Genomic DNA, 26,235 nt, shown 5'->3' on the forward strand with positions numbered 1-26,235 from the left:
GTACGGATACCTCAACGAGGTCAACTCTCCCACATCCGGGGCCAGTTGGTTGACTCCGAGATCGGCACCAGATAATATGAGTAACGGTGAAAAATTCGCCCCGCCGGTGAACCTGAATGCGAATTCAAGGAGATCGGGCGGCCGGGATACCCCCTTGTCCAAAATCGACCGAGGGTCAAAAGCCACAGGTCCATCCTAGCCCCGAACGAGCCTTTGCTCAATCAAAATTGAGGAACTGGTCACACGGGTTTGCAAGCTGCTACGCTCATTCGGCAAGAGTATTTCGCACGCCTAATTTTCCACGGGGGGCATTTGGGCTTCACTGCACCCCTGCGACAACGAAACCGACAGGGGTATCTTTCAATGGATGAGTACTACGGATATGACTTGGATTCGGACCGGGGGCGGCACCATCTCGAACTTGAAATTGCAATGGGGGAGGTGGAGATGAAGACTGCGGCGGACATTCTCAAGGGTCACCCGTGCGCAGATGATTTTGTCAATAGATTTCCTTGTATGGCTCAATACTTTCAGGAACCCCCCGACGGCACCACGCCCTCTGTCTGACCGCCCTACAACGTCACCTGTGGCCAGGAGCCTCTCGGACCCAAACCTGATTGCGCGCGCCCTCACCAGCAGAAACAGATTCGCAGGCCATCGCCGCCAGGCTCTTCGGACTCGCACGTCCACGGGCCGGCTGTTACGACATCGACAGCCGGCCCGTCACGGCACACATCTTCGTCCTACCGCTTGACACCTCAGGAGTGCTGGACAATGCCATCTTCTTTCCCTCCGGTCATTCAAACCGTGATTGAGCAGTCTTCGCGCGTCCTGCAAACTTATGCCGTAGACCCCGGGCTCGTAGCCGAACATGCCAATGGAGAGCGCCGCATCAGTCAGGGCGGGTATGGCGATCGCCAACTCTTTGAGCTTATTCAAAATGCCGCCGACGAAATCGCGGATGAACCCGGAGGTCGAATCCAAGTCGTCCTCACAGCGACACATCTTTACTGTGCGAACGAAGGAAATCCAGTCACTCCCGAGGGCGCGGAAACAATTCTTCGAATGAGTATGTCGAAGAAGCGTGGAGGCCAGATCGGAAGATTCGGAGTAGGCGTTAAGTCAGTCCTCGTGGTAACCGACGCTCCGGAGTTCTTCAGCAGCACCGGAAGTTTCGGGTTCGACCGCGCCTGGTCGTTCGAGCAAATCAAAAACGTGCCCGGCGTGGCCGCTCGTTACGGTCAGAAATTCGACGCCCCTGTGCTGCGGATGGCCCGTCCACTCGACATGCAGGCCGAGCGAACCGCCGACCCTGTCCTGCACGAGCTGCTGACCTGGGCAACCACCGTCGTACGCCTGCCCTTGCTGTCGAAGGCGGACCGACGGCTCGGGCTGGACATGCACGGCGGTCGCGCCAAGGAAAACGGCGAGCCGCGCGACGAGTTCCCCGTGGGCTTCCAGCTCTTCTCCCCGCATGTCGCTCGGGTCGTCCTTGAGGACCGTCGTCATCTCCCGTCAGCTCGCCGAATTCTGACGTCTCGACAGGTCGGCGACCTGCACACCGTGACCGAGGAGCGGAACGCGGCAACCAACACCATCCGCTGGCGGGTGTTCACCACCACCCATACTCCCGGTCCGGCGGCCCGGGAGGACGCCGGCGAGCTCCACGGCCGGCTCTCACTCGACCTTTCATGGGGTGTTCCGGCCTTGGAGAAGGATCCGGAAAGTGGCTTGTACATCAATTCGCGGACCCGAGGCCGCGGTACGTTCTGGTCCTTCTTCCCGACCAAGTACGAGATGTCGTTGAGCGGCATCCTCAACGGAGCCTGGAAGACGAACGAGGACAGGCAGAACCTCCTCGACTCCTCCCCGTTCAACCAGGAGATGATCCGGGTGGCGGCGCAGCTGGTCGTCGACTCCCTTCCTGCCCTGGCACCCGCCGAGGACCCCGCCGCTTACCTCCCCCTACTGCCCGGCCGTGTCAAGGAATCGATCAGCTGGGCCGACGAGTTTCTGACCCGGGAGATCTGGGCCCGCACCGCAGACCGGCCGTCCCTGCCCGACCAGGACGGCGTCCTGCGCGTCCCCACGCAACTGCGGATCCACCCGCGGCTCGACAGGGACCTGAAGAAACTGTCCAGTTGGCTGCGGATGTGGAACCAATGCCCCGGGCGCCCCTCGAACTGGCTGCACCCAAGCGTCGAAGCAGACGCACTACGTTCCGGAAAGGTCGAGCACATCATCGGCGCGGCCGGGCACGAGAGGACGCACGTCCGCGAGTGGCTGGAGGCCTTGGTCGAAAGCAAGACCCCCGAGTCGTCGGCGGTGGCTGTGCGAATCCTCGCGAACATGATCGAGGCTCGGTCCCCTTACGCCGAGGAAGCCCGCAAGTCCCACATCGTGCTCACCGAGGAGCACGGTCTCGTCGCCCCGGTGCCCGGCAGGGTGTTCCGCCGGGCCGACCAGGGTGGGCTGCGTGAGGCCTTGGTGTACGTGGTCGACGAGCTTGCCCAGGATCCGTCACTCGCTCATGCCCTCAACACCCTGGGCATCCGCGAGGCCGATGTCGAGGGCAGGTTCGTCAGTGTCCTCGACCAGGGCTTCGATCACTACAGCGACTCGGACTGGGAGCGCTTCTGGGAGTTGTTCCGCCAGGCGGGGGTCCGTCGGCTGGCCCACAAGGTCCTGGAGCGGGTGCCCGCTCCGCGCTCGACGCTCCGAGTGCAGACCTCCGATGGGCGGTTCCGGCCAGTCGAGGACTGCATGCTGCCGGGTGACGTCGTCGATGCGAAGCGTGACCCGAGCGTCGCCGTCGACATGAAGTTCCACTCCGACGACACCCCGTTCTTCCCCCAGGTCGGTCTACGGGAGCGACCGTCCGGTGGGGTGCAGCCCCAGGCGGGCGAAGAGTGGTTCGAGGAGTACCGCGAAGCCGTCCACTCCGGCTACCTGCGTGGGTTGGACAGTCGCGCCCCGCGCCCGACACTGAGTCGGATGAAGGTCGAGGGCGCGGCGATCGGTGGTCCGCTCCACCTCTTCCGCGCCCTCTCCGAAGAGTCCCGCGCGGCCTTCTTGAAGGTGTTGCCCGACGACGCAGTGGTGGACAACTGGATCCGCCAGATCGGCGCGCAGAGCAGCACCCGCCAGGCGGTAGCCTCGCCGATCCGGTGGATGTTGTGGAAGCACGGCACGGTCGCCACCTCCCAGGGGATCAAGCCGCTGAAGGAGGCCGTCGGCCCCCAGCTCGCCGATTACCGGGACGTGCTGCCGGTCGCCGACATCTCCCCTGAGAAGGCTCGCAGGCTGCGGCTTCCGACCACCGTCGACGAGGTCCCCGCCGACCGCTGGGACGCGCTCCTCGACGAAGTGACCCGTAGCGAGGACGACTCCTTCGTCGGCGCCACCTACGTGATGCTGACCCGGTTCGGCGCGGACTTCCCCGAGGACTCCCTGACGCGTTGCCGGATCGGCGACGTCTGGGGAACCCGTCCCGACGGCGAGATCACGATCGCCGTCGGAACCGCTCAATACCGGGCGCTCCGTGCCGAGCAGCTCCCCGCACTCCTCGTACCGACCGCCGAGGATGCCGAGCTGATGATCGAGAAGTGGGGGATGCTCCGCTATGCCGACGTGATCAGCCGAGAGACCCGGGAGGAACCGGAGGGTGACGCCGTTCCGCTCGTCGAGCTGTTCCCCGCCCTGCGGCAGCGCCTGAACAGCGGACAACGGAACAGCATGGTGCAACGGTGCACTGAGCTGGAAGAGGTCATCCGCACACCCAACGGCACGCATGCCTCCCCTCTGGACGCCGTGCGCCAGGACGGCACCGTCAAGGTCCGCATGCCGCTGGAGCCCGAGCCGATGCTGCTTCTCATCGATCGCGAACTCGGTCTCGGTCTCGGCGCCGCCGGTTGCCGCGCGGTCCTGGAGCACCAGGACCGCATGGCTCGTGACAGCGAGCTGAAGGCGGCACAGAATGCGGTGCGCGAGGCCGCGGACGTGGTGACCAAGATCGAGCTGCTGATCGGTGCCGACGCGCTCCGGGCCGGTCTCCCCGAGGGATTGATGGACGCCGAGATGCAGGCGACCGACGGCATGGAGCCGTCCGGGCGCCGCATCGCGCAGATGGCGTTCAACGCGCACGGTGACGGAGTACTCCAACAGCACGCCCGGGACATCCAGGCGCGCTTTCCCAATGCGCCTGTCGCGTACGGGGGTTCGTCGGCGGCCATCGCGTTCGTGTCGGAGATGAGGCTGCCCGTCTCGTTCGCCGGTTCGAAGACTCCCTCCCTGCCGCCGTTCGAGACAGTGGAGGGCCCGCGGGACTTCCCTCGCCTCCATGACTACCAGGAGGACCTGGTCCGGAACATCTCCACGATGCTCGACCGGCTGGCCCCGCAGCGCGGCATGCTGTCCCTTCCGACCGGTGCCGGCAAGACCCGGGTCACCGCCGAGGCCGTGATCCGTTGGGTGAAGCGGGTCGGAGACCTCAAGGGTCCACTGCTGTGGATCGCGCAGACCGAAGAGCTGTGCGAACAGGCCGTCCAGAGCTGGAAGTTCGTCTGGAGCAAGGTGGGGGCCGAACGCCCGCTCACCATCAGCCGGCTGTGGAGCACCAGCGAGGTCGGGAACGTAGTCGATCACCCGCACCTTGTCGTCGCCACCGATGCCAAGCTGGAACGGTGCCTGGCCACAGACCAGTACGCCTGGTTGCGCCAAGCCGCGTTGGTGATCGTGGACGAGGCGCACACCGCCATCTCCAAGCGGTACACCGAGATCCTGGGCCAGCTGGGACTCACCCAGTACGAGACCGGCCGGCATCTTCTCGGCCTGACCGCCACCCCGTTCCGGAACACCAATGAGGAGGAGACCCGCCGCCTGGTCAGCCGCTTCGGCAACCGGCGGCTCGACCAGGGAGTCTTCCCGTCGGGAGACCCGTATCGCGATCTCCAGGACTGGGGCATGCTCGCCCAGGTCGAGCACCGCACCCTTGAGGGCGGCCGTATCGAACTCACCAGGGACGAGAAAACACACGCCGATCGCATGGCGGTGCTCTCCCGTTCCGCCGAACAGCGGCTCGCCGACGACCACGCACGCAGTCGGCGCATCGTCGACTCTGTGGCCCAGCTACCCAACGACTGGCCGACTTTGCTCTTCGCCACCTCCGTCGACCACGCCAAATACCTGGCCGCCATGCTGAACGACCGTGGTGTCCCGTCCGCCGCCGTGGACTCGACGACCAGCACGCAAGACCGCCGTAATCGCATCGAGAGCTTCCGAAACGGACGCATCCGAGTCCTCACCAACTACGGTGTGCTCACCCAGGGATTCGATGCACCTGCCACTCGTGTCGTGGTCGTGGCCCGGCCGGTCTACAGCACCAACGTGTACCAGCAGATGATCGGTCGCGGACTGCGCGGACCACTCAACGGCGGCAAGGAAAGCTGCCTGATCCTCAACGTCAGCGACAACATCGCCAACTTCGACACGCACCTCGCCTTCACCCAGTTCGAGCACCTCTGGAGCCGGAAGTGACCGACGTCTACCAGGACAGCCCTCCGCTCACCGACGAGCAACTGGCCGTAGTCGAGCAGCCTTGGGATGCGCGCGTCCTGGTCACCGCGGGCGCCGGAGCGGGCAAGACGCACACCCTGGTGCGCCGGCTCGACTCACTGTGCGGCCACGAGGACTCAGAACAGGCGCTGGAGGCAGCCGAGATCCTGGTGCTCACCTTCTCGCGAGCGGCGGCCCGGGAATTGCGCGAACGAATCACCCGGCACGGCGAACGAGCCCACCGGGTACGCGCCCGTACCTTCGACGCGTGGGCCTACGAGGTGCTCCTTCAGGCGCACCCGGACGGCGAGTGGGGTGCGGTCGGCTTCGACGAGCGGATCGCCGCCGCGACCCGCGCGATCGAGAAGGGCGCGCTGGAAGTGGGCGATGCGGTGCCGCCGGCGCATGTCGTGATCGACGAGGTGCAGGACCTGCTGGGCGGGCGCCGTGAGCTGGTGGAGACGCTTCTCGACCGGTACCAGGACAGCTGCGGGTTCACCGTCGTCGGAGACGCCGCCCAGTCCGTGTACGGCTTCCAGATCGAGGACCTGGGCGAACGCGCAGACGAGACCGGTCGGTTCTTCGACTGGCTGCGCTGTTCCTACCCCGACGACTTGGTGGAACTGCGTCTCACCCGGAACTTCCGGGCCACCACCGCCGAGGCTCGGGTAGCACTGTCGCACGGCCCCCTTCTCCAGCAGGTCACCGACCCGGACGAGGCCGGGCGTCTCTACGACGAACTGCGCGATCTCCTGCTGGATCCGGCCAACGGCCTGGGCGACCTCGACGACGAGTTCACCCTGGACGGCCTGCGGGACCTCTCCGACACCTGCGCCGTCCTCACCCGCGACAACCAGCAGGCCCTCGTGGTCTCCAGCCTGCTGCACGCGCACGGCATCGACCACCGGCTGCGACGCCCGCTGGAGGAGCGTCCGGTGCCGTACTGGGTCGCCGAGTTGCTGCGGCGCACGGAGGCGACCGGCCTCACTGACGACCGGTTCCGTAGGCTCCTCTCGGAAATCCCTCTTCCCTACGAACCTGACGCCACCGCCCTGTGGACGGTTTTGCGTAGGGTCGCGCGCGGCGCGGGGCGCGGCGTGCTCGATCTGGACCGGCTGCGCCGCGCGGTTGCCGAAGGCAGGTTTCCGGACGAAGCGGCGGACCCGGAGAACGCCCGCATCGTCGTCTCGACGGTGCACCGGGCCAAGGGCCTGGAATTCGACCGGGTGATCGTCCTGACGCCGCCGCCCCTCGCCGAGCTCCACAAGCGGTACGAGGACGAGTTGGACCTTCCCGCCGAAGCCCGCGCCCTGTATGTGGCCATGACGCGCGCCCGCCAGGATCTGTACCACGTGGCCGCTCCTGAACTGCCGCTCTTCAGGAGGGCGGGGGGCCGGCAAGGCGGCCGCCGCTACCTCGGATCGTGGAGGTCGTACGACCGGTACGGGATCGTCGCCGAGTCGGGCGACGTGTGCCGGATCGACCCGCCAGACCATCAGGGGGACGCCATCGCCACCCAGACGTATCTACTGGAACAGGTACGCCCCGGCAACGAGGTGCTGCTGCGCAAGCGCCACGACCTGCCGATGAGCGAGGTCGAGAGCCCGCCGTACGCCCTGATGCACGACGGCAACGAGATCGGGGAGGCCTCGCAGCGGTTCCGCGAGGATCTTTTCCAGGTACAGAAGGTGAACCGCACCTGGGATCCTTGGTGGCCTGACGAGATCCACGACCTGCGGATCGACACCCTGGAGACAGTGACGGGCAGCACCGCCGCCGGCACGAACGCAGGACTCGGCGAGCGAGGCGTCTGGATAGCCCCGCGCATCACCGGCATCGGCCGGTACCGAAGAGCCGACAACTACGAGGAGCAGCGCGCATGACGCAGGTGCCAGGCCCACACTCCGAGCACTACCGCGTCCGGGACGACGAACTCCTGGTGGGGCTCCGCCGTGAACTTCTCGGCCCCGCCACGGATGCCGCGCCGGACGATCGGGGCGAGGTGCTCACCCAGGACGCACCGATCGACCGGTACCTGACCGGTGTGCTGTATCCGCGTGCCGCGGACAGGGCCGCGAAGGAACGGAAGGACGAGGACGCCGCCGAGCAGGAAGGCCTGGACGCCGCGCCTCTGCTGACCCGGGAAGACGTCGAGGAGTCCGGCACCGCGCAGGAGGTCGGTGCTTCGGGGGACAGGCGGCCTTCCTCGATGGGGCTCACCTTCGCGGTCCGCCCGACCATAAGCCGTGTGATCGTGATCTCTGCACGCGCGGCTGTCTACGAACCCACCGACGCCGACGGCAGGCTCGTGCCGCCCCGCCGCGCCGAAGCCCGTACTACCGCCTCCCAGCGGGAGCAGTGGCGGCGCAGGGAACTCGTGCTTCCTGACCAGCACGTCGACGTGACCGAACCCGATCCGAAGAAGACAATCGAGCTCACCCCGGAGGCCGCGTTGCACGTCAACGTCCGGCCTTTGGATCGGGTCAACAACACGGTCACCGTCACGGTCACCCTGATCAATACGCAGAAAATCGGCGAGCGGGACCTCCAGGACGCCTTCTCTCTGTTCCAGTGTGGTCTGACCGTCCGGGCCGCGGACGACTCCAGCGCGTTCGTCGAACGTCCAGCCCCCGCCGCCGCCCATGACCCGGAGATCGCCACGAGCCGGTTGCTGCACCGCCACGCCCCGACCTTCGTGGTCGGCCACGGATGCGCTGCCGAGTGGGACTGGACTCCCCAGCCGATCGGTATGACCGAAACCGTCACGCCCGCTGTCCCGGAGGTGCGAAGCCAGTTCGTGCCCACCGTGGAGGTGCTGCTCACCGACTCCAATCCGGAGATCGACAGCTCGGCGCTGTCCATGCTGGGGCTGGCCGAGCAGTCCGATGCCGAGGTCCTGGCCGCTCTGGAAGGGCTGGCCACGGGATACGAGCACTGGATCGCCCGTAAGTCGGCCGAAGCGAACGCTTTGACAGGCACCGTCCACGAGAAACCCGCACGGGACCAAGTGAAAGCCTGCCACGAGGCTCTCGACCGTATCCGTGAAGGCATCGGGCTGCTGCGGATCAAGCCCGACCTCATGCGTGCTTTCCGCCTCGCGAACCGCGCCATGGCGGACCAGCGGGCCCGGAGCAAGTGGGTGAAGGACGGACGGGTAGGCGCCCCCACCCCGGCCGCCGGCCGCTGGCGCCCCTTCCAGATCGCTTTTCTGCTGCTTTGTCTGGCCGGCATCGACGACCCTGAGCACGACGATCGGCAGGTTTCCGACCTGCTGTGGTTCCCCACCGGAGGTGGCAAGACGGAGGCCTACCTCGGGTTGATCGCCCTCACGTCGTTCTTGCGTCGCATCCGCAAGGGCGCGGACGGCGGCGGCGTCACCGTCCTCATGCGTTACACGCTGCGGCTGCTCACCCTCCAACAGTTCGAACGGGCGGCGATTCTGCTCTGCGCCATGGAGCACATGCGACGCCGGACGCCCGAGCTGGGTCATGAGGAGTTCTCCGTCGGCATGTGGGTGGGGCGTTCTGCGACCCCGAACACGCTGACCGCCGCCGGCATGAAGCTCGACGAACTGCAGAGGAACCTCGACAAGCGCCTCGCCACGGAGAATCCCGTCCAGATGCACGCCTGCCCCTGGTGCGGGACCCGCCTCGACGCACGCAACTACGAAGTCGACGAGGACGCCAAGAGGATGCATGTCCGATGCCCCGGCGTGGGCTGCGACTTCGCCGACGGCCTGCCCGTCCACCTGATCGACGAGGCAGTGTACGACGCGCGGCCGACCCTGGTGATCGCGACCGTGGACAAGTTCGCTTCGATGCCGTGGCGTCCGGCCACCTCCGCGCTCTTCAACCGAGACGACCCGACCGACGGCACTCCTCCCCCGGAGCTGATCGTCCAGGACGAACTGCACCTGATCTCCGGGCCGCTGGGAACTCTCACCGGCCTCTACGAGACCGCCGTGGACGCCCTCGCCGACCGGCCCAAGGTGATCGCCTCCACAGCGACCATCCGCCGCGCCGCCGACCAGGGACGCCACCTCTTCGCCCGCAAAGTACGGCAGTTCCCACCCGCCGGCCTGGATGCCCGCGACTCGTGGTTCGCCGTGGAGACGCCCCGCGAGGAAAAAGCCAGCCGACGCTACGTCGGCCTCCTGGCCCCCGGCACCAGCCAGTCCACCTTGCTGATTCGTACGTACGCCACCCTCCTGCATCGGACCAAGCAGGCGAAGACCGAGGACGAGGTGCGCGACGCGTACTGGAGTCTCGTCGGCTACTTCAACAGCCTCCGGCTGCTGTCCGCGGCCGAACTCCAGGTGCACGACGACGTGGTGGCCTACCTGGAGCTGCTCGCCGAGCGTGAGGGGGTGGAGGTCCGCTCGGTCGCCAACTACTCGGAGCTGACGAGCCGTGTCGACGCCAGCGAGATCCCCACCCGTCTCAAGCGCATCGAGAAGCGCTGGCCCGACGACGACGCCGTGGACGTCCTCCTGGCCACCAACATGATCGCGGTCGGCGTGGACGTGGACCGGCTCGGTCTCATGGCCGTGATGGGACAGCCCCAGACGACCGCCGAGTACATCCAGGCCACCAGCCGGGTAGGCCGCGCGCACCCCGGCCTGGTCGCGGTCATGCTCAACTCAACGCGATCCAGGGATCGTTCCCACTACGAGAGCTTCCAGCACTTCCACTCGGCCCTGTACCGCGAGGTCGAGTCCACCTCCGTCACCCCGTTCTCAGCCCGCGCCCGTGACCGGGGCCTGCACGCGGTGATCGTTGCCCTCGCCCGCATCATGATCCCCGCCGCACGACCCAACGAGGGCGCGGGCCAGGTCGAGTCCTATGAAGACGTGCTTCGCGGCCACATCAAGTCGATCCTCCTGGAACGCGTCGAGGCGGTCACCCCGGAGGAGAGCTACGCCGTGTCCCGGGCCTTCGACGAGTTCGTCGAGTGGTGGTGCGAAGAAGCCGACATCCACAGCGGCCTGCTGTTCGAACCCCAGAGGGGTCGCCGTACTCCTTCGTTGCTGAAGGCGTACGACGATGAGTCCGAAGACGTGGACGCGTGGTCCACGTTGTGGAGCCTGCGTGATGTCGACGCCGAGACCGCCCTGTTCATGGAGGGAACCCGATGACCCCGCCTCCCGCCCGCCGTCGCCGGACCAGTACGAACGGCGCCGCACCCGCCCACAGCTTTCCGCGGCGGGGCGCGGTCCGTCGCGCCCAGGCGATCACCACATACGGCGTCGGCTCGCTGATCGCCGTTGATCACGAGTCCTTCATCGTCTCGGGGCTCGACGAGGCCGAGCAGAGCTGGAGTCGTGACGAGTCCCCACGGATCCACGAACGGCGCCTGGCCCGCCTTCTCGACGTCGACTACTTCCGGCTGCCGCCCGCTTCCGACGACACCAGCAGGGACGGGCTACGGGTCCGACGGTTCCCGTTGATGCACTCCTGCCCCGAGTGCAACGACCTACAGCGGCATCGCGATTTCAACCCGCCTACCGGTAGAAGCGTCTGCGGCACCTGCGAGGTCGACCTGGTCCCCTCCCGTTTCGTCGTCGCCTGCGAGGCCGGACACCTCGGCGAGTTTCCGTACTGGCCGTGGGTGCACCGCTCCAAAGAACGTGGTGCCTCGCCGACGGCACAGTGCGGGGGAAAGCTCAAGCTGCGCACATCAGGGCACACTGCCTCGCTCCGCTCCATCCTGGTGTCCTGCACCTGTGGGCAAGCTCCCGAGGTCTCGATGGAGGGCTCCTTCCGCAGGAACGCGCTCAAGGACCTGGGCCTCAAGTGCCGAGGTCCCCGCCCATGGCTCGGTGCCTCCGCGCCCGCTCAGGAGTGCGGACTCCCGATGCGCACGTTGCAGCGCGGTTCTTCGGCGGTATGGCAACCGGTGCTGAAGTCGGCGCTCTCCATCCCTCCATGGAGCGACGGTCGCGCGGATCCGCTCGCCGAACACTGGGACGCGCTTCGTGAGTACGACGAGCGCGACCATGTCGAGATCTATCTCAAAGGTGTCTTCAAAGGAAATTCTCCCGTACCGCTTGACGAGGTGATGGCACTGCTCGACGCGGAGCGCGAGGAGGACCCCGACGGAGAGGTGGCTCCCACCTTCGACCACCGCTACCGCGCCCTGCGCAACAAGGAGTACGAGCGTCTCCGGGCGGGCAACGACGAGAGCGAGCACACCCGCGACGAGCAGTTCGTCTGCGAGACCCCGTTGGGCGACCAGAGCATGCTCGATCCACTTGGTGTCACGGGCCCGATGCTGGTCAAGAAGCTCCGCGAGGTGCGCGCCCTGAAGGCGTTCACCCGGCTCGTCGACGCCGATTCGACGACCGACACCAAGGAAATGCCACTGTCCGAACACACCCTGCGCTGGCTCCCGGCCATGGAGGTGCGTGGCGAGGGCGTCTTCCTCCGGCTGGACGAGGACCGGCTGGACGCCTGGGAGAAGGCCCCGGCGGTGGCAGCCCGGATCGAACGGATGCGTACCGCCCACCAGCGGGTGCTGGAGCAGCGGGCCGACGACCCGAGCCGTGTCATCACCTCCCCGGCCACCCCCCGCATGGTGCTGCTGCACACCCTGGCCCACGTCCTCATCAACGAGTGGAGCCTGGAAGCGGGCTACCCGGCCGCGTCCCTGCGCGAGCGTCTGTACTCCGCCGACGACATGGCGGGGGCGCTCATCTACACGGCGACTAGCGACTCCGCAGGCAGCCTGGGTGGTCTGGTCGCCCAAGGCGAACCCGAGATTCTCGCTCGCACGGTCCGTTCGGCCGTCCGCCGTGCCGAGTGGTGTTCCTCGGACCCGCTCTGTATGGAGACCGAGGCGTCCGGCGCCGGTGGAGTCAACCTGGCGGCCTGCCATGCCTGCGTGATGCTCCCGGAGACGAGTTGCGAGCACAACAACATCCTCCTGGACCGCGCGTTGCTCGTCGGAACCCCTTACGACCCCGAAGTGGGCTTCTTCGCCGGCATCCTGAATCCCTGACGTCCGCGCCGCCCTGGTGAAGACGCCGCCACGGATCGGCGTCTTCACCTGTTGCGCGAGTCAGAGAGCCTCCCGTCACCGTGCGGGTCGTAGCGTGTCCGCCTCGAACTGCATCTGGGCGCGGTCGAGCGCCTCATCGGCGTCATGGCCATGGGCTCGAAGCCAGTGGAGAAGATCGGCGATGACGTCGATCGCCAGCTCCTCCGCGGCGGTGGCGCTCAGCCTGCTCGATCCCGGCAAGGGGGTCAGCAGCCCGGCGTTGTAGAGCTGCAGGCAACTCGTGGCTCTGGAGACCCGGACGTCCTTGCTGTGGCCCTTCGTCTCTGGCAGGCCCGACGCGAGTTCCACCCACGTGATCTTGCGGTCGGGACGGAGCTGAACGCCCCAGCAATCGGACATCGCGGCCACAAGGGCCATACCGCGCCCCGCCTCGGCATCGCGGGCAGAGTCGAGCAGCCGCGGTAAGGTCCGGGTGTCGGGATCATGGACTTCGATCCGCAGACATGTACCGCTGACGGAGACCGCGAGGGTCGTCGGGGTACCGGGGCCCACGTGAGTGATCACGTTGGAGACGAGTTCGCTCAGGCAGAGCTGAGCCGGCTCCGTCAGCTCCGCCAGGCCCCAGAGGCCCAGACGAATCCCGAGCAAGCGTCGCAGCGCCGCGATTTCCGCCGGCTCGGCGGAAAATGAAAGATCCCATGGCCTTCTCGGCGTACATCCACTGCAATCCATGTTCCAGCCTCTTCGTCTCTGTCTCGTTGCGCTGCTCGGTGCGGCAGCGGCCTGTCGCCCTGGCGCAGGCCCCCCTCCCAGGGCAGGAGAGAACAGGGGGCATACGCGATGCGCTTCTGCTCGCTGTACGTGAGCGCCGCGATGTCCAAGCTAGAAGACGGCATGGCAAATTTGTCACTCTCTTCGGCAAATTAGCTCGATCGTGGCTTGCGAGCCGCCCAGCACGGCAGACTGCCGTCCGAGTTCGAAACGGAAGGATCGACATGTCCGCGAGGGCAGTACCGACGCAACGCCAGAGGCGCCTCGGTCACGAGTTGCGCAGGATGCGGGTGGCCGCAGGAGTGTCCGCGGAGCAGGCCGCGAACCTCCTCGGCGTGGACCGCGGAAAGATCTCCAACATGGAGTCCGGGGTCCGGGGCATCAGCGAGGAGCGTCTACGTGCCCTCGCCCACCACTGCCGTTGCGACGACGCGAAGTACGTGGCCGCCCTGGTCGAAATGTCCTCACCCAGCACCTCGGGCTGGTGGGAGCGGTATCGCGGAACTCTGCCTCAAGGCCTGCTGGACATCGCGGAGCTGGAGTGGCAGGCCATTCGTATGCGTACCGCATGCACGGTGCACATTCCCGGCCTGTTCCAGACGACCGACTACGCCCTCGCGGTCTTCCGCGCAGTCCTTCCGCAACTGCCCGAACATGAGGTGGCGTTGAGAACGGCACACCGCAACCACCGTCAGGAGGTACTCGTCTCCGAGGCCGCGCCCACCTTCACCGGAATCGTGCACGAGGCGGCGCTACGGATGCAGTTCGGAGGCCCCAGCGTCATTCGCGCGCAACTCGAACACCTACTGGACCAGTCCGAGCTCGACGCGCGAACGGTTCTGGTGGTCCCTTTCACCAGCGGAGCCTTCCCAGGTGCAGGACAGACCGTTCTGTACGCGGAAGGACCGACGGAACAGCTGGACACCGTGCAGATCGACAACTCCCACGGCCCGGATTTCCTCTACGGAGAGGCAGAATTGACCAAGTACCGCACTCACTTGGACCGGATGGAGGAACTGGCGCTGTCCCCCGACGACTCAAGAGCCTTCATCCACGCCATCGCACGCGAACTCTAGGAGACGTAATGCCGGAGATCCAGTGGGAAGAGCCGTTCTGCGGGGAAGGCAACTCGTGCTTCCGACTGGGCGTGGACGGCTCAGGCAATGCGTTCATAGCGGTGAACGGCCAGGAGGACCGTTTCATCACAGACAGCCGAGACGCTCTTAGGACCATGATTCTCGACATCAAGGCTGGTAAGGCGGACCACCTGCTGAGGTGAGTCCTCGGAGCGAACGCAGGCTTGTGGCGGTGGAATGACTCGCCCCTTGAGTACCAACTGCTGTTGGCAACACCCGCGTGCCCTGCGACAGTTGGTGACGACGGGCGAGCCGCAGGGGATGAGCGGGGGCTGTGGTGCAGAGGCGTCGGCAGGTCGTGCTGTGCGTGTGTGCTGTCGTACTCGCGGTCGTGGCACTCCTGTATCCGCGCGGCGCCGACGACGTCGTGGCCGCCACCCAGTTCAGCATCGCGTTCTTCGCCACGCTACTGACCGGCGAGGCCGTGATCTTCGCGCTCACCTTCTCGGCGGCCAGTTCCTGGCCCTCCTTGCAGGCGATAGACAGCCATATCGCCTTCCGGGAGTGGGTACTCATCGGCTGGTTCGCCGCGCTTTTCACCGCCTGTGGGTTGCTGGGCGACAACAGGGTCAGCGCGACCTACGGCGCGCTGCTGTTCCTGTTGGCCAACATCTTCGGGATCTTCTCCTTCGTCCAGCTCTTCGGCCTGGCCAGCGTCGGCGGGCGTAACCGGCTGCTGTGCCGGACGCTCGCCGGGGAGCTCGGACAGGCCGTTGCCGGAGGCGGCGCGTCGGGCGGCGACTTCGAGAACGGTTCCGTCGTCAACGCCTACCTCAGTGCCATCAGCCAGGCCGTGACCAGCAACGATCCGACGGCTGTACGGAATCTCGTGGACCAGTTGGTCGGGGCGGAGGTGAGTGTGGCGGCGGCCGAGCGTGCGATCACGCTTCATATCGACGTTCTGCACCGGCTCGCCCACGCCGCTCTCGTCAGCGGGGCCGATCCGATCCAGGCGACCGCCTGCGCCGACGTCCTGGTCGACTCCGTCGTCCGGCTGTGCCGGCGGCTGCCCGATCCGGCCTCACCGCTCGGCGCCCTCAGCCGCTATCTGGCCTGGCTGGCCAACACCGCGCTCCTGATGTCGGTCCGGGGCGTCGCCTCCAACAGATCCGCCCGTGAGCTGGTCGCGCTGAGCACGGACGCCCGGTCGCGGATCCTGCGTTGTGTCGACCCGGACCCGAAGTCGGCCAGTGGCCCGGACGAACTCGGGACCCTGCTCCCGAGGCCACTCCAGGTCCTGATGTGGAGCGCGGACTTCGCCGAGTTCCATGGCGCGCACCAGGCCGGTGCCTTGTACGGCGTGTACGAGATCCTCACCGGCACGAAGTTCATGGGGAACTACTGGGACGGTGCGTCGATCCTCACGCAGTTACGGCTGGCGCTGTTCGGGGGCGAGGACGCCGTGACGACGTCGGCGGCGGACGCTGCGCGTGCGGCCTTCGAGAGCGTCGAGGAGTACGACCACTTCTGGGCCCTGACCTCGGTGACCGCGCTCGCGACCCTGCGGGACTGCCGTGTTCCCCACCCTCCGGAGCTCGTGCGGCCCGAGTTCACTCCGGATCATCAGCTGCTGGGCGCCTACCTGCGGACGTTCGCGACTCACCGCTACTTCGGTACGGCCGATGAGGCGCGTACGGCCCTGCTCGGGCTCATCTCCCGTACGGCCGTGAGCGGATCGGCGAGTGAACGTGTGCACCATGGGCGGGTCGGCCGTGCCTACCGGGTGCCTGCCCCTCATGTGGAGCCGCAGCTCCGGCCGGCCGCCGTGATCCTGGCCGTCGCGTGTCGGCTGGCTCCGCTCGCGCCCGGCGGGGACGACACCGAACTGCGTGTTTTCCTCGCCGCGCTGCCCTCGGTCAGTCTGAGGATCACCGCCGGTCTGGCCGCCCGCGTCCTGCCCGGTGCGGCCGAGGTCACGCAGACGGATCCGGTCGAGGCCATCATCGTAGGCCTGAAAGTCCTGACGCTGGTCGGGTCTCACACCCGGGAGGGAGCATGACGGATCCGGCGATAGACCCGGCCGTCTGGCGTGAGCGCATCGCCGCGCTGGAGTCGGATGCGGTGACGGCCGCCGTGATCGTGCAGTGCGATCTGGCGTGGCTCCGGCCCGGTCTCCTCGGCGTGCGCAACGACGTCGACCAGGCCGTCATGAGGGCCCAGCTGTGTCGCGGCGATCGCCTCACCGTGAACCGCGTGGTCCTGCACAGTCTGCCGGTCGAATCCGCGGCCGCTGCGGGGGCGTTCGAGGAATGGCAACTCCGGATGTCGGCCGCCGCTCTGCTGCTCTGCGCGGACGGCCGGCCGGCGCCCAGGATCCACCGTCTCATCCTCGGGGGTGACCAGTCGTCCGCACCCATCCCGGATATGGTCGAAGTGCTGGACAACGGCGACTGGACCGACCGCCAGCGGGCCGGGCTGGCGCTGGACATCATCCATACGATCGGTGCGACCACGCCCCTCACTGGCTATGACATGGATCTGGACGGCCCTTTCGGCGACGCCGATCCCTCCATCTACATGTGAACGTGGTCGCGAGCCGCCCGCCAGAGACTTGGAGACCAGGTGCCCCTCTCCCCCGAGATCCCCGAGGACCACGCCTTTCTCGCGCAGGCCATCGAAATCTCCCGTCGTGCCCTGGAGGACGAGGGCAAGACTCCGTTCGGTGCCCTCGTCGTCATCGACGGCGAGGTCGTGGCCACCGGCACCAGTTCGGTCGTCGAACTCCGTGACCCGACCGCGCACGCCGAGGTCATGGCCCTCCGTGCCGCCGGCGGTAAACTCGGCCGGCACCTCATGGAGGACGCTGTGATGTACTCCAGCAGCGAGCCGTGCCCCATGTGTCTGGTGGCCTGCTACTGGGCGCGTGTCCCGCGTCTCGTCTATGCCGCGACCAGCCATGACGTCGCGCTCAGCGGGTTCGAGGACCTCCAGTACTACCGAGAACTCAGTGTCCCGAACGCGGGGCGGACCCTGCTTCAGGAGACCTCGGTCGGTGGTGAGACGCGGGAGGTCGCTGCGGCGGCTCTGGCCAGTTGGGCCGACAAGCTGCCCTTCCCCGTGGAACCCAAGCTCTGAAGTACGGTCCGGCGGGGCCTGTTTGAGCCGGCACGGTGAGGACCGAGCTGGTTCACGGCCGCGGGCCCACTCACCTCCCCCGCAACCCCCGGTCCGCGAAGTCGATCAGCCAGTCGAAGCTCTCGTCGATGTCCGTGCTCAACTGGAACGCGTTGCCCGCCTGCAGCATGGCGAAGCCGTGGCAGAGGCTGCGGAGGGTGCGCAGGGCGTGGTCCACGGCGGGCTCCGGGACGTCGTAGCCGCGCAGGACCGCCTGGAAGGCGTCGAGGAGGCGTCTGCCCGCGGCGGCCAGGGGGTCGTCGGGGGCGGACGGTTCCAGGCCGATCGTCGCGGCGTACCGGCCGGGGTGCTCCAGGACGAACGTGCGGAAGGCGCGGGCCGCGGCGGCCAGGGCGTCTCGGCCCGCGTAGCCCTGGATCGCGCCGCCGACCGCGTCGGCCGCCTCGTTCAGCGCCAGGACCGCGATGCGGCGGTTGAGGTCCTCCTGGCCGGCCACGTGCTTGTACAGGGACGGGGTGCGTACACCCACCCGTTCCGCCAGTAGCCCCATCGTCAGGTTGGCCAGGCCCACCTCGTCGGCGAGGGCGGCGGCGGCCGCGACCACGGAGGCCGGGTCCAGACCGGCCCTAGGCACGGGCCGCGTCCGACGGGAGGGATCGGAGGAAGGAGAGCATGAGGGTAACCACCTGGTCGGGGAACTGGTCGTGCGGGTAGTGCCCGGCGCCCTCGATCATCTCAAGGCTGCCGAGGCCGGACGGCAGGGCCGCGACGACCGCCGAGCCCTCGGCGTGCGGGTCGGCCCAGTCGGGGTCGAGTGTGCCCATCACGACCAGGACCGGGCAGCGGACGTTGCCGAGCTGTGCGCCGGCGTCGGCGGGGGTGGTGCGGCCCATGCCCTGGAGGGCCTTCATCCGGCCCGGCTCGTGCAGCAGGGCGTCGACACGGCCGAGCCGTTCGGTCCAGTCGGCGGGCCGCGTACCCGGGTAGGCCACGTCGAGGTAGGAGCGCCAGAGCCGCGCGCTGCCGAACACGCCCGTGCCGGCCAGCCGCAGCATGCCCTTCCGGAAGCGCTTGACGCGCAGGTCGCCGAGGCGCACCGACTGCTTGCGGGTGAACGGCGCCAGTTCGACGACCGCGCTGACCAGCGCGGGCTCCTGTGCCGCGGCGATGGTGGCCGCGCCGCCTGAGATCGAGTGGCCGACGAGCACGGCCGGGCCGCCCAGGTGGCGGATCACGGCGAGCAGATCGCCCGCGATGGCGGTGCGGTTCCAGGCCGGCCAGTCGGCGCCGGACTCGCCGCAGCCGCGCAGGTCGACGGCGGCGACCCGATGGCCCGCCGCCACCAGCCGCGGGATCACGGCACGGTACGCGGCACGGCTGTCGCCCATGCCGTGGGCGAGAACGATCAGCGGGCCCGACCCCGCCACCTCGTAAGCGATCGTGCCGCCGTCGACGGCAAGGTACTCGGTCATGTCATTCCTCCGGTTCGGTCCCACTGGCTAACGGTGTTAGCTAAAAGCTAATGGAATTAGCCTGCGCTGTCAAGGGCCGGGTTCGCGGCGCGGCCGGGAGGGCGCAGGGTGCGCGGGGTGTGCTCCCAAGTCACCTGTGCAGAACCGAGGTTGACTTGACCTGGCCTGGGGCGAGAGGGTCGCTGAGCCGTGCGCGTGCCGGCCGGTCGATGAACCGCCGACGACCCGGCGCGCACATCTCACATTCCGCCAAGACCATTTGATCCTCCGAGGTCCGGGGACCCTTTCATGAGTTCAAGCAATTCCAGACGCGGAGACGGCATGTCGAAGCGTCGCCGTCCTACCCTGCTGACCGCCGTCGCCGCGCTCGCCGTCGCGGGTGGGGCGGCCGTGCCGGTGCCGGCGCTGGCCGCCGCCGGAACCACGGACGAAACAACCACCCTGCAGGGGGACTTCGCCGCCGCCGCCGACGCGTACCACGTCCCGCGTCAGGTGCTGCTGGCCGTGGCGTACCAGGAGTCGGCCTGGGACACCCACAGCGGGCAGCACAGCACGGACGGCGGCTACGGCCCGATGCACCTGACGGACGTCACCCCGGCGATGATGGCCGGTGGCGACGCGGGTGCGGCGGGCCGCGGCGATCTGCGGCGGATGTCCGCCGCTCCGGCCCTGCACACCCTTCAGGCCGCCGCGAAGCTGACCGGTCTGCCGGCCGAGAAGCTGCGCAGTGATCCGTCGGCCAACATCCTCGGTGGCGCGGCCCTGCTCGCCTCCTACCAGAAGGCCGTGCACGGCTCCACCGTCACCGACCCGGGCAACTGGTACGGCGCCGTGGCCCGTTACAGCCAGGCCGACGACCGGCAGGGTGCCACGGCCTTCGCCGACCGCGTCTTCGCCACCGTCCGCAAGGGCGCCCACCGCACCACCGCCGACGGCGAGCACGTACGGCTGGCCGCCGACAGCGATGTCACCCCGGCCACCGGCCAGTTGGCCTCGCTCGGCCTCAAGGCCGCGGCGGACACCGCCACCGAGTGCCCGGCCACCGTCGCCTGCACCTTCGTACCGGCGGCGCCGTCCAACGGCCAGGTCTCCGACCGGCCCGCCAACGGCATCCGGATCGACAGCATCGTCATCCACGACACGGAGACGTCGTACGACACCGCCGTCAACCTCTTCCAGCAGCCCGGCGGCTCCGCCGCGCACTACGTCATGCGGTCCTCGGACGGCGCGGTGACGCAGATGGTGCCGACGAAGGACCTCGCCTTCCACGCGGGCAACTACTCCACCAACATGCACTCGATCGGCATCGAGCACGAGGGCTACGCCGCGCACGGAGCCACCTGGTACACCGAGGCGCAGTACGAGGCCACGGCCGAGTTGGTGAAGTACCTCGCCGCGCGCTTCGGCATACCGCTGGACCGGCAGCACATCGTCGGCCACGACAACGTCGCCGGGCCGAACTCGTCCCTCGTCTCCGGCATGCACTGGGACCCGGGCCCGTCCTGGGACTGGAACCACCTCATGAGCCTGCTCGGCGTGCGCGCCGGGCGGCACGGCGTCGGTCCCGTCGGCTCGGTGGTCACCATCGCCCCGCGCTTCGCCGACAACCAGCAGACCGTCCAGATCTGCCCCTCCGACGACCCGACCGGCGCCACCACCGCGTGCGCCGAGACGCGGCAGGCGTCGGACTTCCTCTACCTGCGCACCGGGCCCAGCGACAGCGCCCCGCTCTTCGGGGACCAGGCACTGCACCCCGGCGCGGCCGGCACCGACCGGATCAACGACTGGGGCGCCATGGCGGCGGCCGGACAGCAGTTCGTGGTCGCCGACAAGGACGGCGACTGGACGGCCGTCTGGTACGGCGGCTCGAAGGTGTGGTTCCACAACCCGCACGGCTGCAACACCGCGCCCGCCCACGGGGTGAAGGTGATCGGAGCGGCCGGCACCTCACCGGTGGCGGTGTACGGCTCCAGCTATCCGGACGCCGCCGAGTACCCCGCGGGCCTGTCGCCGTCCACGCAGGCCCCGCTGAGCATGTACTCCGTCCCGCCCGGCCAGGCCTACGTGGCCACCGTGGCGCCGTCCCTCACGGACGACTTCTTCCCCTCCAGCGGCAGGGTCGTCACCGGCGCCAAGGCGATGTACACCATCCAGTACAACCACCGGGTCGGCCTCGTGTACGCCTCGGACGTCACGGCCACGGACTCGTGACGATCCTCTGACCGCGGCACTCCGGAGGACGGGTGGTGCCCAGGAGCCCCGGGCTCCTGGGCACCACCCGTACGACGAGGGCATGGACAGGCACGACCGCGGTGCCAGGATGAGGACATGACGACGATCTACGGGGAAGCCGCGGCCGGGTTCGAGGGCGTACGGGAGGCGTTCCGCGCCAACTTCGAGCGGCGGGGCGATGTCGGGGCGGCCGTGTGCGTGTACCGGGACGGGCGGCCGGTGGTGGATCTGTGGGGCGGGGTCGCCGACCCGGAGACCGGGCGCGCGTGGGAGCGGGACACCTTGCAGCTCGTGTACTCCGCCACCAAGGGGGCCACCGCGACCCTCGCGCATCTGCTCGCCCAGCGCGGGGAGTTGGATCTCGACGCGCCGGTGGCCGCCTACTGGCCGGAGTTCGCCGCGAACGGCAAGGCGGAGATCCCGGTGCGATGGCTGCTCTCGCACCGGGCCGGGGTGGTGACCGTGGAGCCGCCCGTGCCGTTGGAGAAGGCGCTGGGGTGGGAGGCGATGGCCGCCGCCCTGGCCGCTCAGCGGCCCGACTGGGAGCCGGGGACCGCGCACGGATATCACGGGCGGACCTTCGGGTGGCTGGTCGGGGAGGTGATCCGGCGGGTTTCCGGGCGGACACCGGGGCGGTTCTTCGCGGAGGAGGTCGCCGGGACGCTCGGGCTCGACTTCTTCATCGGGCTGCCGGCCGCCGAGCGTGGCCGGGTCAGCCGGATGGTGTATCCGAAGCCGGAGTTCGACCTGGGCGCCCTACCTCCGGCGGCCGTTCCGCCGGAGCTCAGGGAGTTGGTGGCCGCGTTGCAGGATCCGGACTCGCTGAGCAACCGGGCGTTCGCCGTCACCGATCCCGCGGAGATCGACTTCAACTCGGCCGAGGTGCAGGCCGCGGAGCTGCCCGCGTCCAACGGGATCGGTACCGCGCGGGGGCTGGCGCGGATGTACGCCGCGTTGATCGGGGAGGTGGACGGGGTGCGGCTGTTCACGCCGGAGACGCTCGCCTCGGCCACCGCGGAGCAGGCCGCGGGGGTGGACAGGGTCATCATGATGCCGACCCGGTTCGGGTCCGGTTACATGCTGCCCGTCGAGACCAGCCCGCTCACCGGGCCCCGGGCGTTCGGGCATCCAGGGCGGGGCGGGTCGCTCGCCTTCGCCGATCCCGAGCACGGCGTCGCCTTCGGTTACGTCATGAACAGCATCGTCGAGGGAGGCGAGGACACCCGCGCGTCCTCGCTCGTCGAGGCGGTGCGGGAGGCACTGGCCCAGTGACCCGGCGCAGACGGCAATGAGGTTTCCCTGATAATGCTGTGAAACATTTCCCGGGGTCCACCGCATCAGTGAAGTGGAACGGCACAGCGCCGGGCACGGGACGGGGGAGAACGCGGATGGGGCAGCGGCCTGGGGAGGACTTCGCCGAGTTCGCCGCGGCGCGGGCCGGGCACATGTACCGGTCCGCCTGTCTGCTCACCGCCGGGGACACCCATCTCGCCGAGGACCTGGTGCAGGAGGCCCTCGGGCGGATCTACCTGCGGTGGAGCCGGGTCTCCCGGGTCGGGAATCCCGCCGGGTACGCGCAGACCGTGCTCACCCGGACGTTCCTCGCCCACCGGCGGCGGTTCAGCAGCGGCGAGCGGGTCAGGGACTCGCTCCCCGAGTCCGCCGACACCGGCACCGATCCCTCGCTGCGGCTGACCCTCCTCGACGCGCTCGCGCGGCTGCCCGCCAAGGACCGGGCCGTCGTTGTCCTGCGGTACTGGGAGGACCGGTCGGTGCACGAGACCGCGGACGCGCTCAACGTGACGTCGGCCGCCGTCCGTACGCGGTGCGTTCGCGCCCTCGCCCGGTTGCGTGAGCTGCTGGGCGAGGACCTCGCCGAGTACGCCCGCCCCTGACATCAAGCGCATCAACCTTGTGGAAACGGTGGTTCGTCATGCCCATCGACCGACAGAACTCAGAGGAACCGGACTTCGAACGGCGTCTCTCCGACGCCCTGCGCGACACCGGCGGTGCCTTCGACACGGACCGGGGCGGCCTCGCCGCTGCCGGTACGGCACGGGGACGGCGGCTGCGGCTGCGGCGCCGGGCCGCCGTGCTGGGTGGCGTGGCCGGCGTCGCGCTGGTGGGGGTGGGCGGCGCCCTGGTGGTGGCGGACGGCGGGTCCGCCGACCGGTCCCCCGCGTCCGTGGCCGGGTCGCCGAAGCCGACCGGCTCGTCCTCCTCCGCGGCAACCGCGCCCGTCACAGCGGACCAGATGATCCGTACCCTCGAAAAGCTGCTGCCGAAGGGCGGGTTCAGCAATGCGGTGGGGCGGGGGGTGGACAAGAAGGGTCCGCTCGTGGCGCCGTACGCGCAGGTCGTGTACGACGACGGTCATGGCGCCGCCGCCATCAGCGTCGCGGTGAACCGGGTGGCGCCCGGCGGGTACGACGCCCGGCAGGCCGTCCGCTGCCCCGACAAGGTCTACACCCCGTACGACAGTTGTGTGACCAGCCATCTGCCGGACGCGTCCGTCGTGACCGTCGTCAAGGGGTATGAGTATCCCGACCGGCGGGTGGACACCAAGCTCTGGACCGCGAACCTCGTCACCCCGGACGGCCACCATGTCTCGGTGAGCGAGTGGAACGCCGCCGCGGAGAAGGACGCGCCGATCAGCCGGAAACAACCGCCGCTGTCCGCGGCGCAGTTGAAGTCGCTCGCGGCCGCGAAGGCGTGGCGTGGGGTGGTCGACGCCATTCCGGAGGATCCTCGGCAGACCCAGGAACCGCCCCTTGCGCAGGGCGACGGCAAGGCGGTCCGGGGGACCCTCGCCTCGTTGATCCCCAAGGGGCTGAAGGTCGTGGCGCACGCGGCCGACGACGACGAGCAGTTCACCTACCTCGTTCTCGACGACGGCAAGGGCAGGAGTCTCGTCCAGGTCAACGTGCAGCCGGACATGTCCGATGTCAGGGAGCAGTTGTTCGGGGCCGGGTCCGAGACGCTCCCCGACGGGACCCAGGTCGCCGAGCGGAAGGGGCCCGGGGAGAAGGGTGGCGACGGGGTCGTCATGTGGACCGCGGACACCATGCGCACCGACGGGTTCCGAGTGGTGATCAGCGCCTTCAACTCCGGCTCCCAGCAGACCGCCGCGACCCGCAGCGCGCCGGCACTGACCATGAAGCAGCTGCGCGCCATCGCCCTCAGCCCCAGGTGGAGGTCCTGAAGGCCCCGGCCGTCTTCTTGGCCGTCTCCTCGAGGCACCAGGGTTGACACGGGTCGACTCAGGTTCGGTCGGTGTCGACGGCTTCGGGCTAGCCTCGAAGAATCCCGCCAAACGTGGCAGAAGGAGACAGGCATGGCCAGGGTTCCCAGTTCGGTGATCGCCGCGAGCGGGCTCGTCGGAGGGTACGGCGTGGCCCGGTGGACGAAGAAACGGCCGCTGGGCGGAGCCGTACTGGCCGTCGCCGGGGCCGCCGCCGCGCAGCAGTGGCGGCAGCATGCGGGTGGGAAGGCCGCCGGGGCGCTGTCCGTCGCGTACGTCGCCGCGTTCGCGGGGTCGCATCCGCTGGCCAAGAAGGTCGGCGCCTGGCCGTCCGTCTTCGCGGTGGCCGGTGCGGTGGCACTGGCGTCGTGGGCGGTCGCCGACCGGCGCGCCTGAACGGCATCCGGGGCGAGCGCTCCGCGGGCGGGGCCGCACCCGGGCCGTCGCCAGGCTGCGGCGCCGTCGTGGCTCTCGCGCAGTTCCCCGCGCCCCTTCCGGGCAGGACCAGCCGTCAACCCGCTGCGACACCGTCGTCGCTCGTCGCGCAGTTCCCCGCGCCCCTTCCGGGCAGGACCAGCCGTCAACCCGCTGCGACACCGTCGTCGCTCGTCGCGCAGTTCCCCGCGCCCCTTCCGGGCAGGACCAGCCGTCAACCCGCTGCGACACCGTCGTCGCTCGTCGCGCAGTTCCCCGCGCCCCTTCGGGGCGGGGTCTGGCGTGGGCCTCGTCAGGAGGCGCCTGCGCTGCGGAACGCTCGGCGGTATGCCTGCGGGCTCGTGCCGACCACCCTGCGGAAGCGTTCCCGGAAGGCCGTCGGGGAGCCGAAGCCCGACTGGGTCGCGATGCGTTCGACGGGGTGCGCGGTGGTCTCCAGCAGGTGCTGGGCCCTGCGTACCCGCGCCCGGTGCAGCCACTGCAGCGGGGTCGTGCCGGTCTGGTCACGGAAGCGGCGGTTGAGGGTGCGGGTGCTCATGCCGGCCCGGGCCGCGACCTCCTCCAGGGTGAGGTCACGGTCGCAGTTGTCCTCCAGCCAGGCCAGCAGCGGCTCCAGGGTGGCGCCCGCGGGGGCCGGCGGCTGGTCGTGGACGATGAACTGGGCCTGGCCGCCCTCCCGTTCCAGCGGCATGACCGACATCCGGGCCGTGTGCGCGGCGACCGCCGAGCCGTAGTCCGTGCGGACCATGTGCAGGCACATGTCCATGGCCGCGGCCGCGCCCGCCGAGGTCAGGAACTGGCCGTTGTCGACGTACAGGACGTTCGGGTCGACGTCGATGCCCGGGTACAGCGCGGCCAGGGTGTCGGCGGCGGCCCAGTGCGTGGTGGCACGCAGGCCGTCCAGCAGGCCGGTGGCCGCGAGGACGAACGCCCCGACACACACCGACGCGATCCGCGTGCCGTTCGCCGCCGCCGCGCGCAGCGCGTCGGCGACCTCGGCCGGGAGCACGTAGGCGGGATCCGCGACGCCCGGCACGATGATCGTGTCCGCCTCGGCCAGCGCGTCCAGCCCGTATGGTGCCTGCACCGTGAACGCGCCGCCGGCCGCGGTCACCTCGCCCCCCTGCCCGCACACCCGGACCCGGTAGGCGTCCCGGCCGTCGGGCAGCCGGGCCCACCCGAAGGTGTCGATCGGGACGGTGAAGTCGGAGGGGATGACCTGGTCCAGGACGAGTACGGCCACGGTGTGCATGGCAGAAAAGTAGTCCTTCGACGGGTTGTCGCCAAAGGAAGGTGGACATCCGCCGGAATTGGCACCCGGGGC

The 26,235-nt window shown here is 68.8% G+C and carries 18 protein-coding genes; 14 read left to right on the forward strand and 4 right to left on the reverse strand.

The window, feature by feature from the left end:
- Window positions 1–774 precede the first annotated feature (774 nt).
- From ACFXI4_RS06885 to drmB, 4 genes are read left to right on the forward strand one after another with little or no spacing between them, the layout of a single operon-like run.
- Window positions 775–5,535, forward strand: a complete 4,761-nt coding sequence (locus ACFXI4_RS06885; RefSeq protein WP_384988710.1) for a DEAD/DEAH box helicase — start codon at window positions 775–777, stop codon at window positions 5,533–5,535.
- A complete protein-coding gene (locus tag ACFXI4_RS06890; RefSeq protein WP_384988711.1) occupies window positions 5,532–7,436 on the forward strand; it encodes a UvrD-helicase domain-containing protein in 1,905 nt (634 codons plus the stop codon). Before ACFXI4_RS06885 ends, ACFXI4_RS06890 begins: the two co-directional genes overlap by 4 nt.
- A complete protein-coding gene (locus ACFXI4_RS06895) occupies window positions 7,433–10,687 on the forward strand; it encodes a helicase-related protein (protein WP_384988712.1) in 3,255 nt (1,084 codons plus the stop codon). Before ACFXI4_RS06890 ends, ACFXI4_RS06895 begins: the two co-directional genes overlap by 4 nt.
- Window positions 10,684–12,549: a DrmB family protein gene (drmB, locus tag ACFXI4_RS06900; protein ID WP_384988713.1), complete on the forward strand. Its 1,866-nt coding sequence runs from the start codon at window positions 10,684–10,686 to the stop codon at window positions 12,547–12,549. Before ACFXI4_RS06895 ends, drmB begins: the two co-directional genes overlap by 4 nt.
- Window positions 12,550–12,624: 75 nt before the next feature.
- Here the strand turns inward: drmB and ACFXI4_RS06905 are convergent, their stop codons facing one another.
- Window positions 12,625–13,281 (reverse strand): ATP-binding protein, encoded by a 657-nt coding sequence (locus ACFXI4_RS06905; RefSeq protein ID WP_384988714.1) that lies wholly within the window; start codon window positions 13,279–13,281, stop codon window positions 12,625–12,627.
- Window positions 13,282–13,544: 263 nt separating this feature from the next.
- Here ACFXI4_RS06905 and ACFXI4_RS06910 point away from each other — a divergent pair, with 263 nt between their 5' ends.
- The 5 genes from ACFXI4_RS06910 to ACFXI4_RS06930 all read left to right on the forward strand — a co-directional run bounded on the left by ACFXI4_RS06910 (window position 13,545) and on the right by ACFXI4_RS06930 (window position 17,531).
- Window positions 13,545–14,396, forward strand: coding sequence for a helix-turn-helix domain-containing protein (locus ACFXI4_RS06910; protein ID WP_384988715.1), 852 nt, complete (start codon window positions 13,545–13,547; stop codon window positions 14,394–14,396).
- Window positions 14,397–14,404: 8 nt separating this feature from the next.
- Window positions 14,405–14,599 (forward strand): hypothetical protein, encoded by a 195-nt coding sequence (locus tag ACFXI4_RS06915; RefSeq protein ID WP_133021681.1) that lies wholly within the window; start codon window positions 14,405–14,407, stop codon window positions 14,597–14,599.
- Between the two features lie 131 nt (window positions 14,600–14,730).
- A complete protein-coding gene (locus ACFXI4_RS06920; RefSeq protein ID WP_384988716.1) occupies window positions 14,731–16,455 on the forward strand; it encodes a hypothetical protein in 1,725 nt (574 codons plus the stop codon).
- Window positions 16,452–16,979 (forward strand): hypothetical protein, encoded by a 528-nt coding sequence (locus tag ACFXI4_RS06925; RefSeq protein WP_384988717.1) that lies wholly within the window; start codon window positions 16,452–16,454, stop codon window positions 16,977–16,979. Before ACFXI4_RS06920 ends, ACFXI4_RS06925 begins: the two co-directional genes overlap by 4 nt.
- Before the next feature lie 39 nt (window positions 16,980–17,018).
- Window positions 17,019–17,531 (forward strand): nucleoside deaminase, encoded by a 513-nt coding sequence (locus tag ACFXI4_RS06930; protein WP_384988718.1) that lies wholly within the window; start codon window positions 17,019–17,021, stop codon window positions 17,529–17,531.
- Between the two features lie 70 nt (window positions 17,532–17,601).
- Here the strand turns inward: ACFXI4_RS06930 and ACFXI4_RS06935 are convergent, their stop codons facing one another.
- Entirely contained in the window at window positions 17,602–18,135 is a 534-nt protein-coding gene (locus ACFXI4_RS06935) for a TetR/AcrR family transcriptional regulator (protein WP_384988825.1), read from the reverse strand.
- Window positions 18,136–18,157: 22 nt separating this feature from the next.
- Window positions 18,158–19,003 (reverse strand): alpha/beta fold hydrolase, encoded by an 846-nt coding sequence (locus ACFXI4_RS06940; RefSeq protein ID WP_384988719.1) that lies wholly within the window; start codon window positions 19,001–19,003, stop codon window positions 18,158–18,160.
- Window positions 19,004–19,324: 321 nt separating this feature from the next.
- Here ACFXI4_RS06940 and ACFXI4_RS06945 point away from each other — a divergent pair, with 321 nt between their 5' ends.
- The 5 genes from ACFXI4_RS06945 to ACFXI4_RS06965 all read left to right on the forward strand — a co-directional run bounded on the left by ACFXI4_RS06945 (window position 19,325) and on the right by ACFXI4_RS06965 (window position 24,872).
- Window positions 19,325–21,214, forward strand: coding sequence for an N-acetylmuramoyl-L-alanine amidase (locus ACFXI4_RS06945; RefSeq protein WP_384988720.1), 1,890 nt, complete (start codon window positions 19,325–19,327; stop codon window positions 21,212–21,214).
- A gap of 117 nt (window positions 21,215–21,331) precedes the next feature.
- Window positions 21,332–22,507, forward strand: coding sequence for a serine hydrolase domain-containing protein (locus ACFXI4_RS06950; protein WP_384988721.1), 1,176 nt, complete (start codon window positions 21,332–21,334; stop codon window positions 22,505–22,507).
- Between the two features lie 116 nt (window positions 22,508–22,623).
- A complete protein-coding gene (locus ACFXI4_RS06955) occupies window positions 22,624–23,130 on the forward strand; it encodes a SigE family RNA polymerase sigma factor (RefSeq protein ID WP_362731714.1) in 507 nt (168 codons plus the stop codon).
- Window positions 23,131–23,168: 38 nt separating this feature from the next.
- The gene (locus ACFXI4_RS06960) at window positions 23,169–24,437 is read left to right on the forward strand and encodes a hypothetical protein (protein ID WP_384988722.1); all 1,269 of its coding nucleotides are present in this window, start codon (window positions 23,169–23,171) and stop codon (window positions 24,435–24,437) included.
- Window positions 24,438–24,569: 132 nt separating this feature from the next.
- A complete protein-coding gene (locus ACFXI4_RS06965) occupies window positions 24,570–24,872 on the forward strand; it encodes a hypothetical protein (protein WP_362732411.1) in 303 nt (100 codons plus the stop codon).
- 331 nt (window positions 24,873–25,203) lie between these two features.
- On the opposite strand, the gene ACFXI4_RS06970 is transcribed toward ACFXI4_RS06965, so the two are convergent.
- Window positions 25,204–26,163, reverse strand: a complete 960-nt coding sequence (locus ACFXI4_RS06970; RefSeq protein ID WP_384988723.1) for a GlxA family transcriptional regulator — start codon at window positions 26,161–26,163, stop codon at window positions 25,204–25,206.
- Window positions 26,164–26,235 lie beyond the last annotated feature (72 nt).

Origin of the sequence: Streptomyces sp. NPDC059224, assembly GCF_042754285.1 — a bacterium.
In the GTDB taxonomy this organism is placed as follows: domain Bacteria; phylum Actinomycetota; class Actinomycetes; order Streptomycetales; family Streptomycetaceae; genus Streptomyces.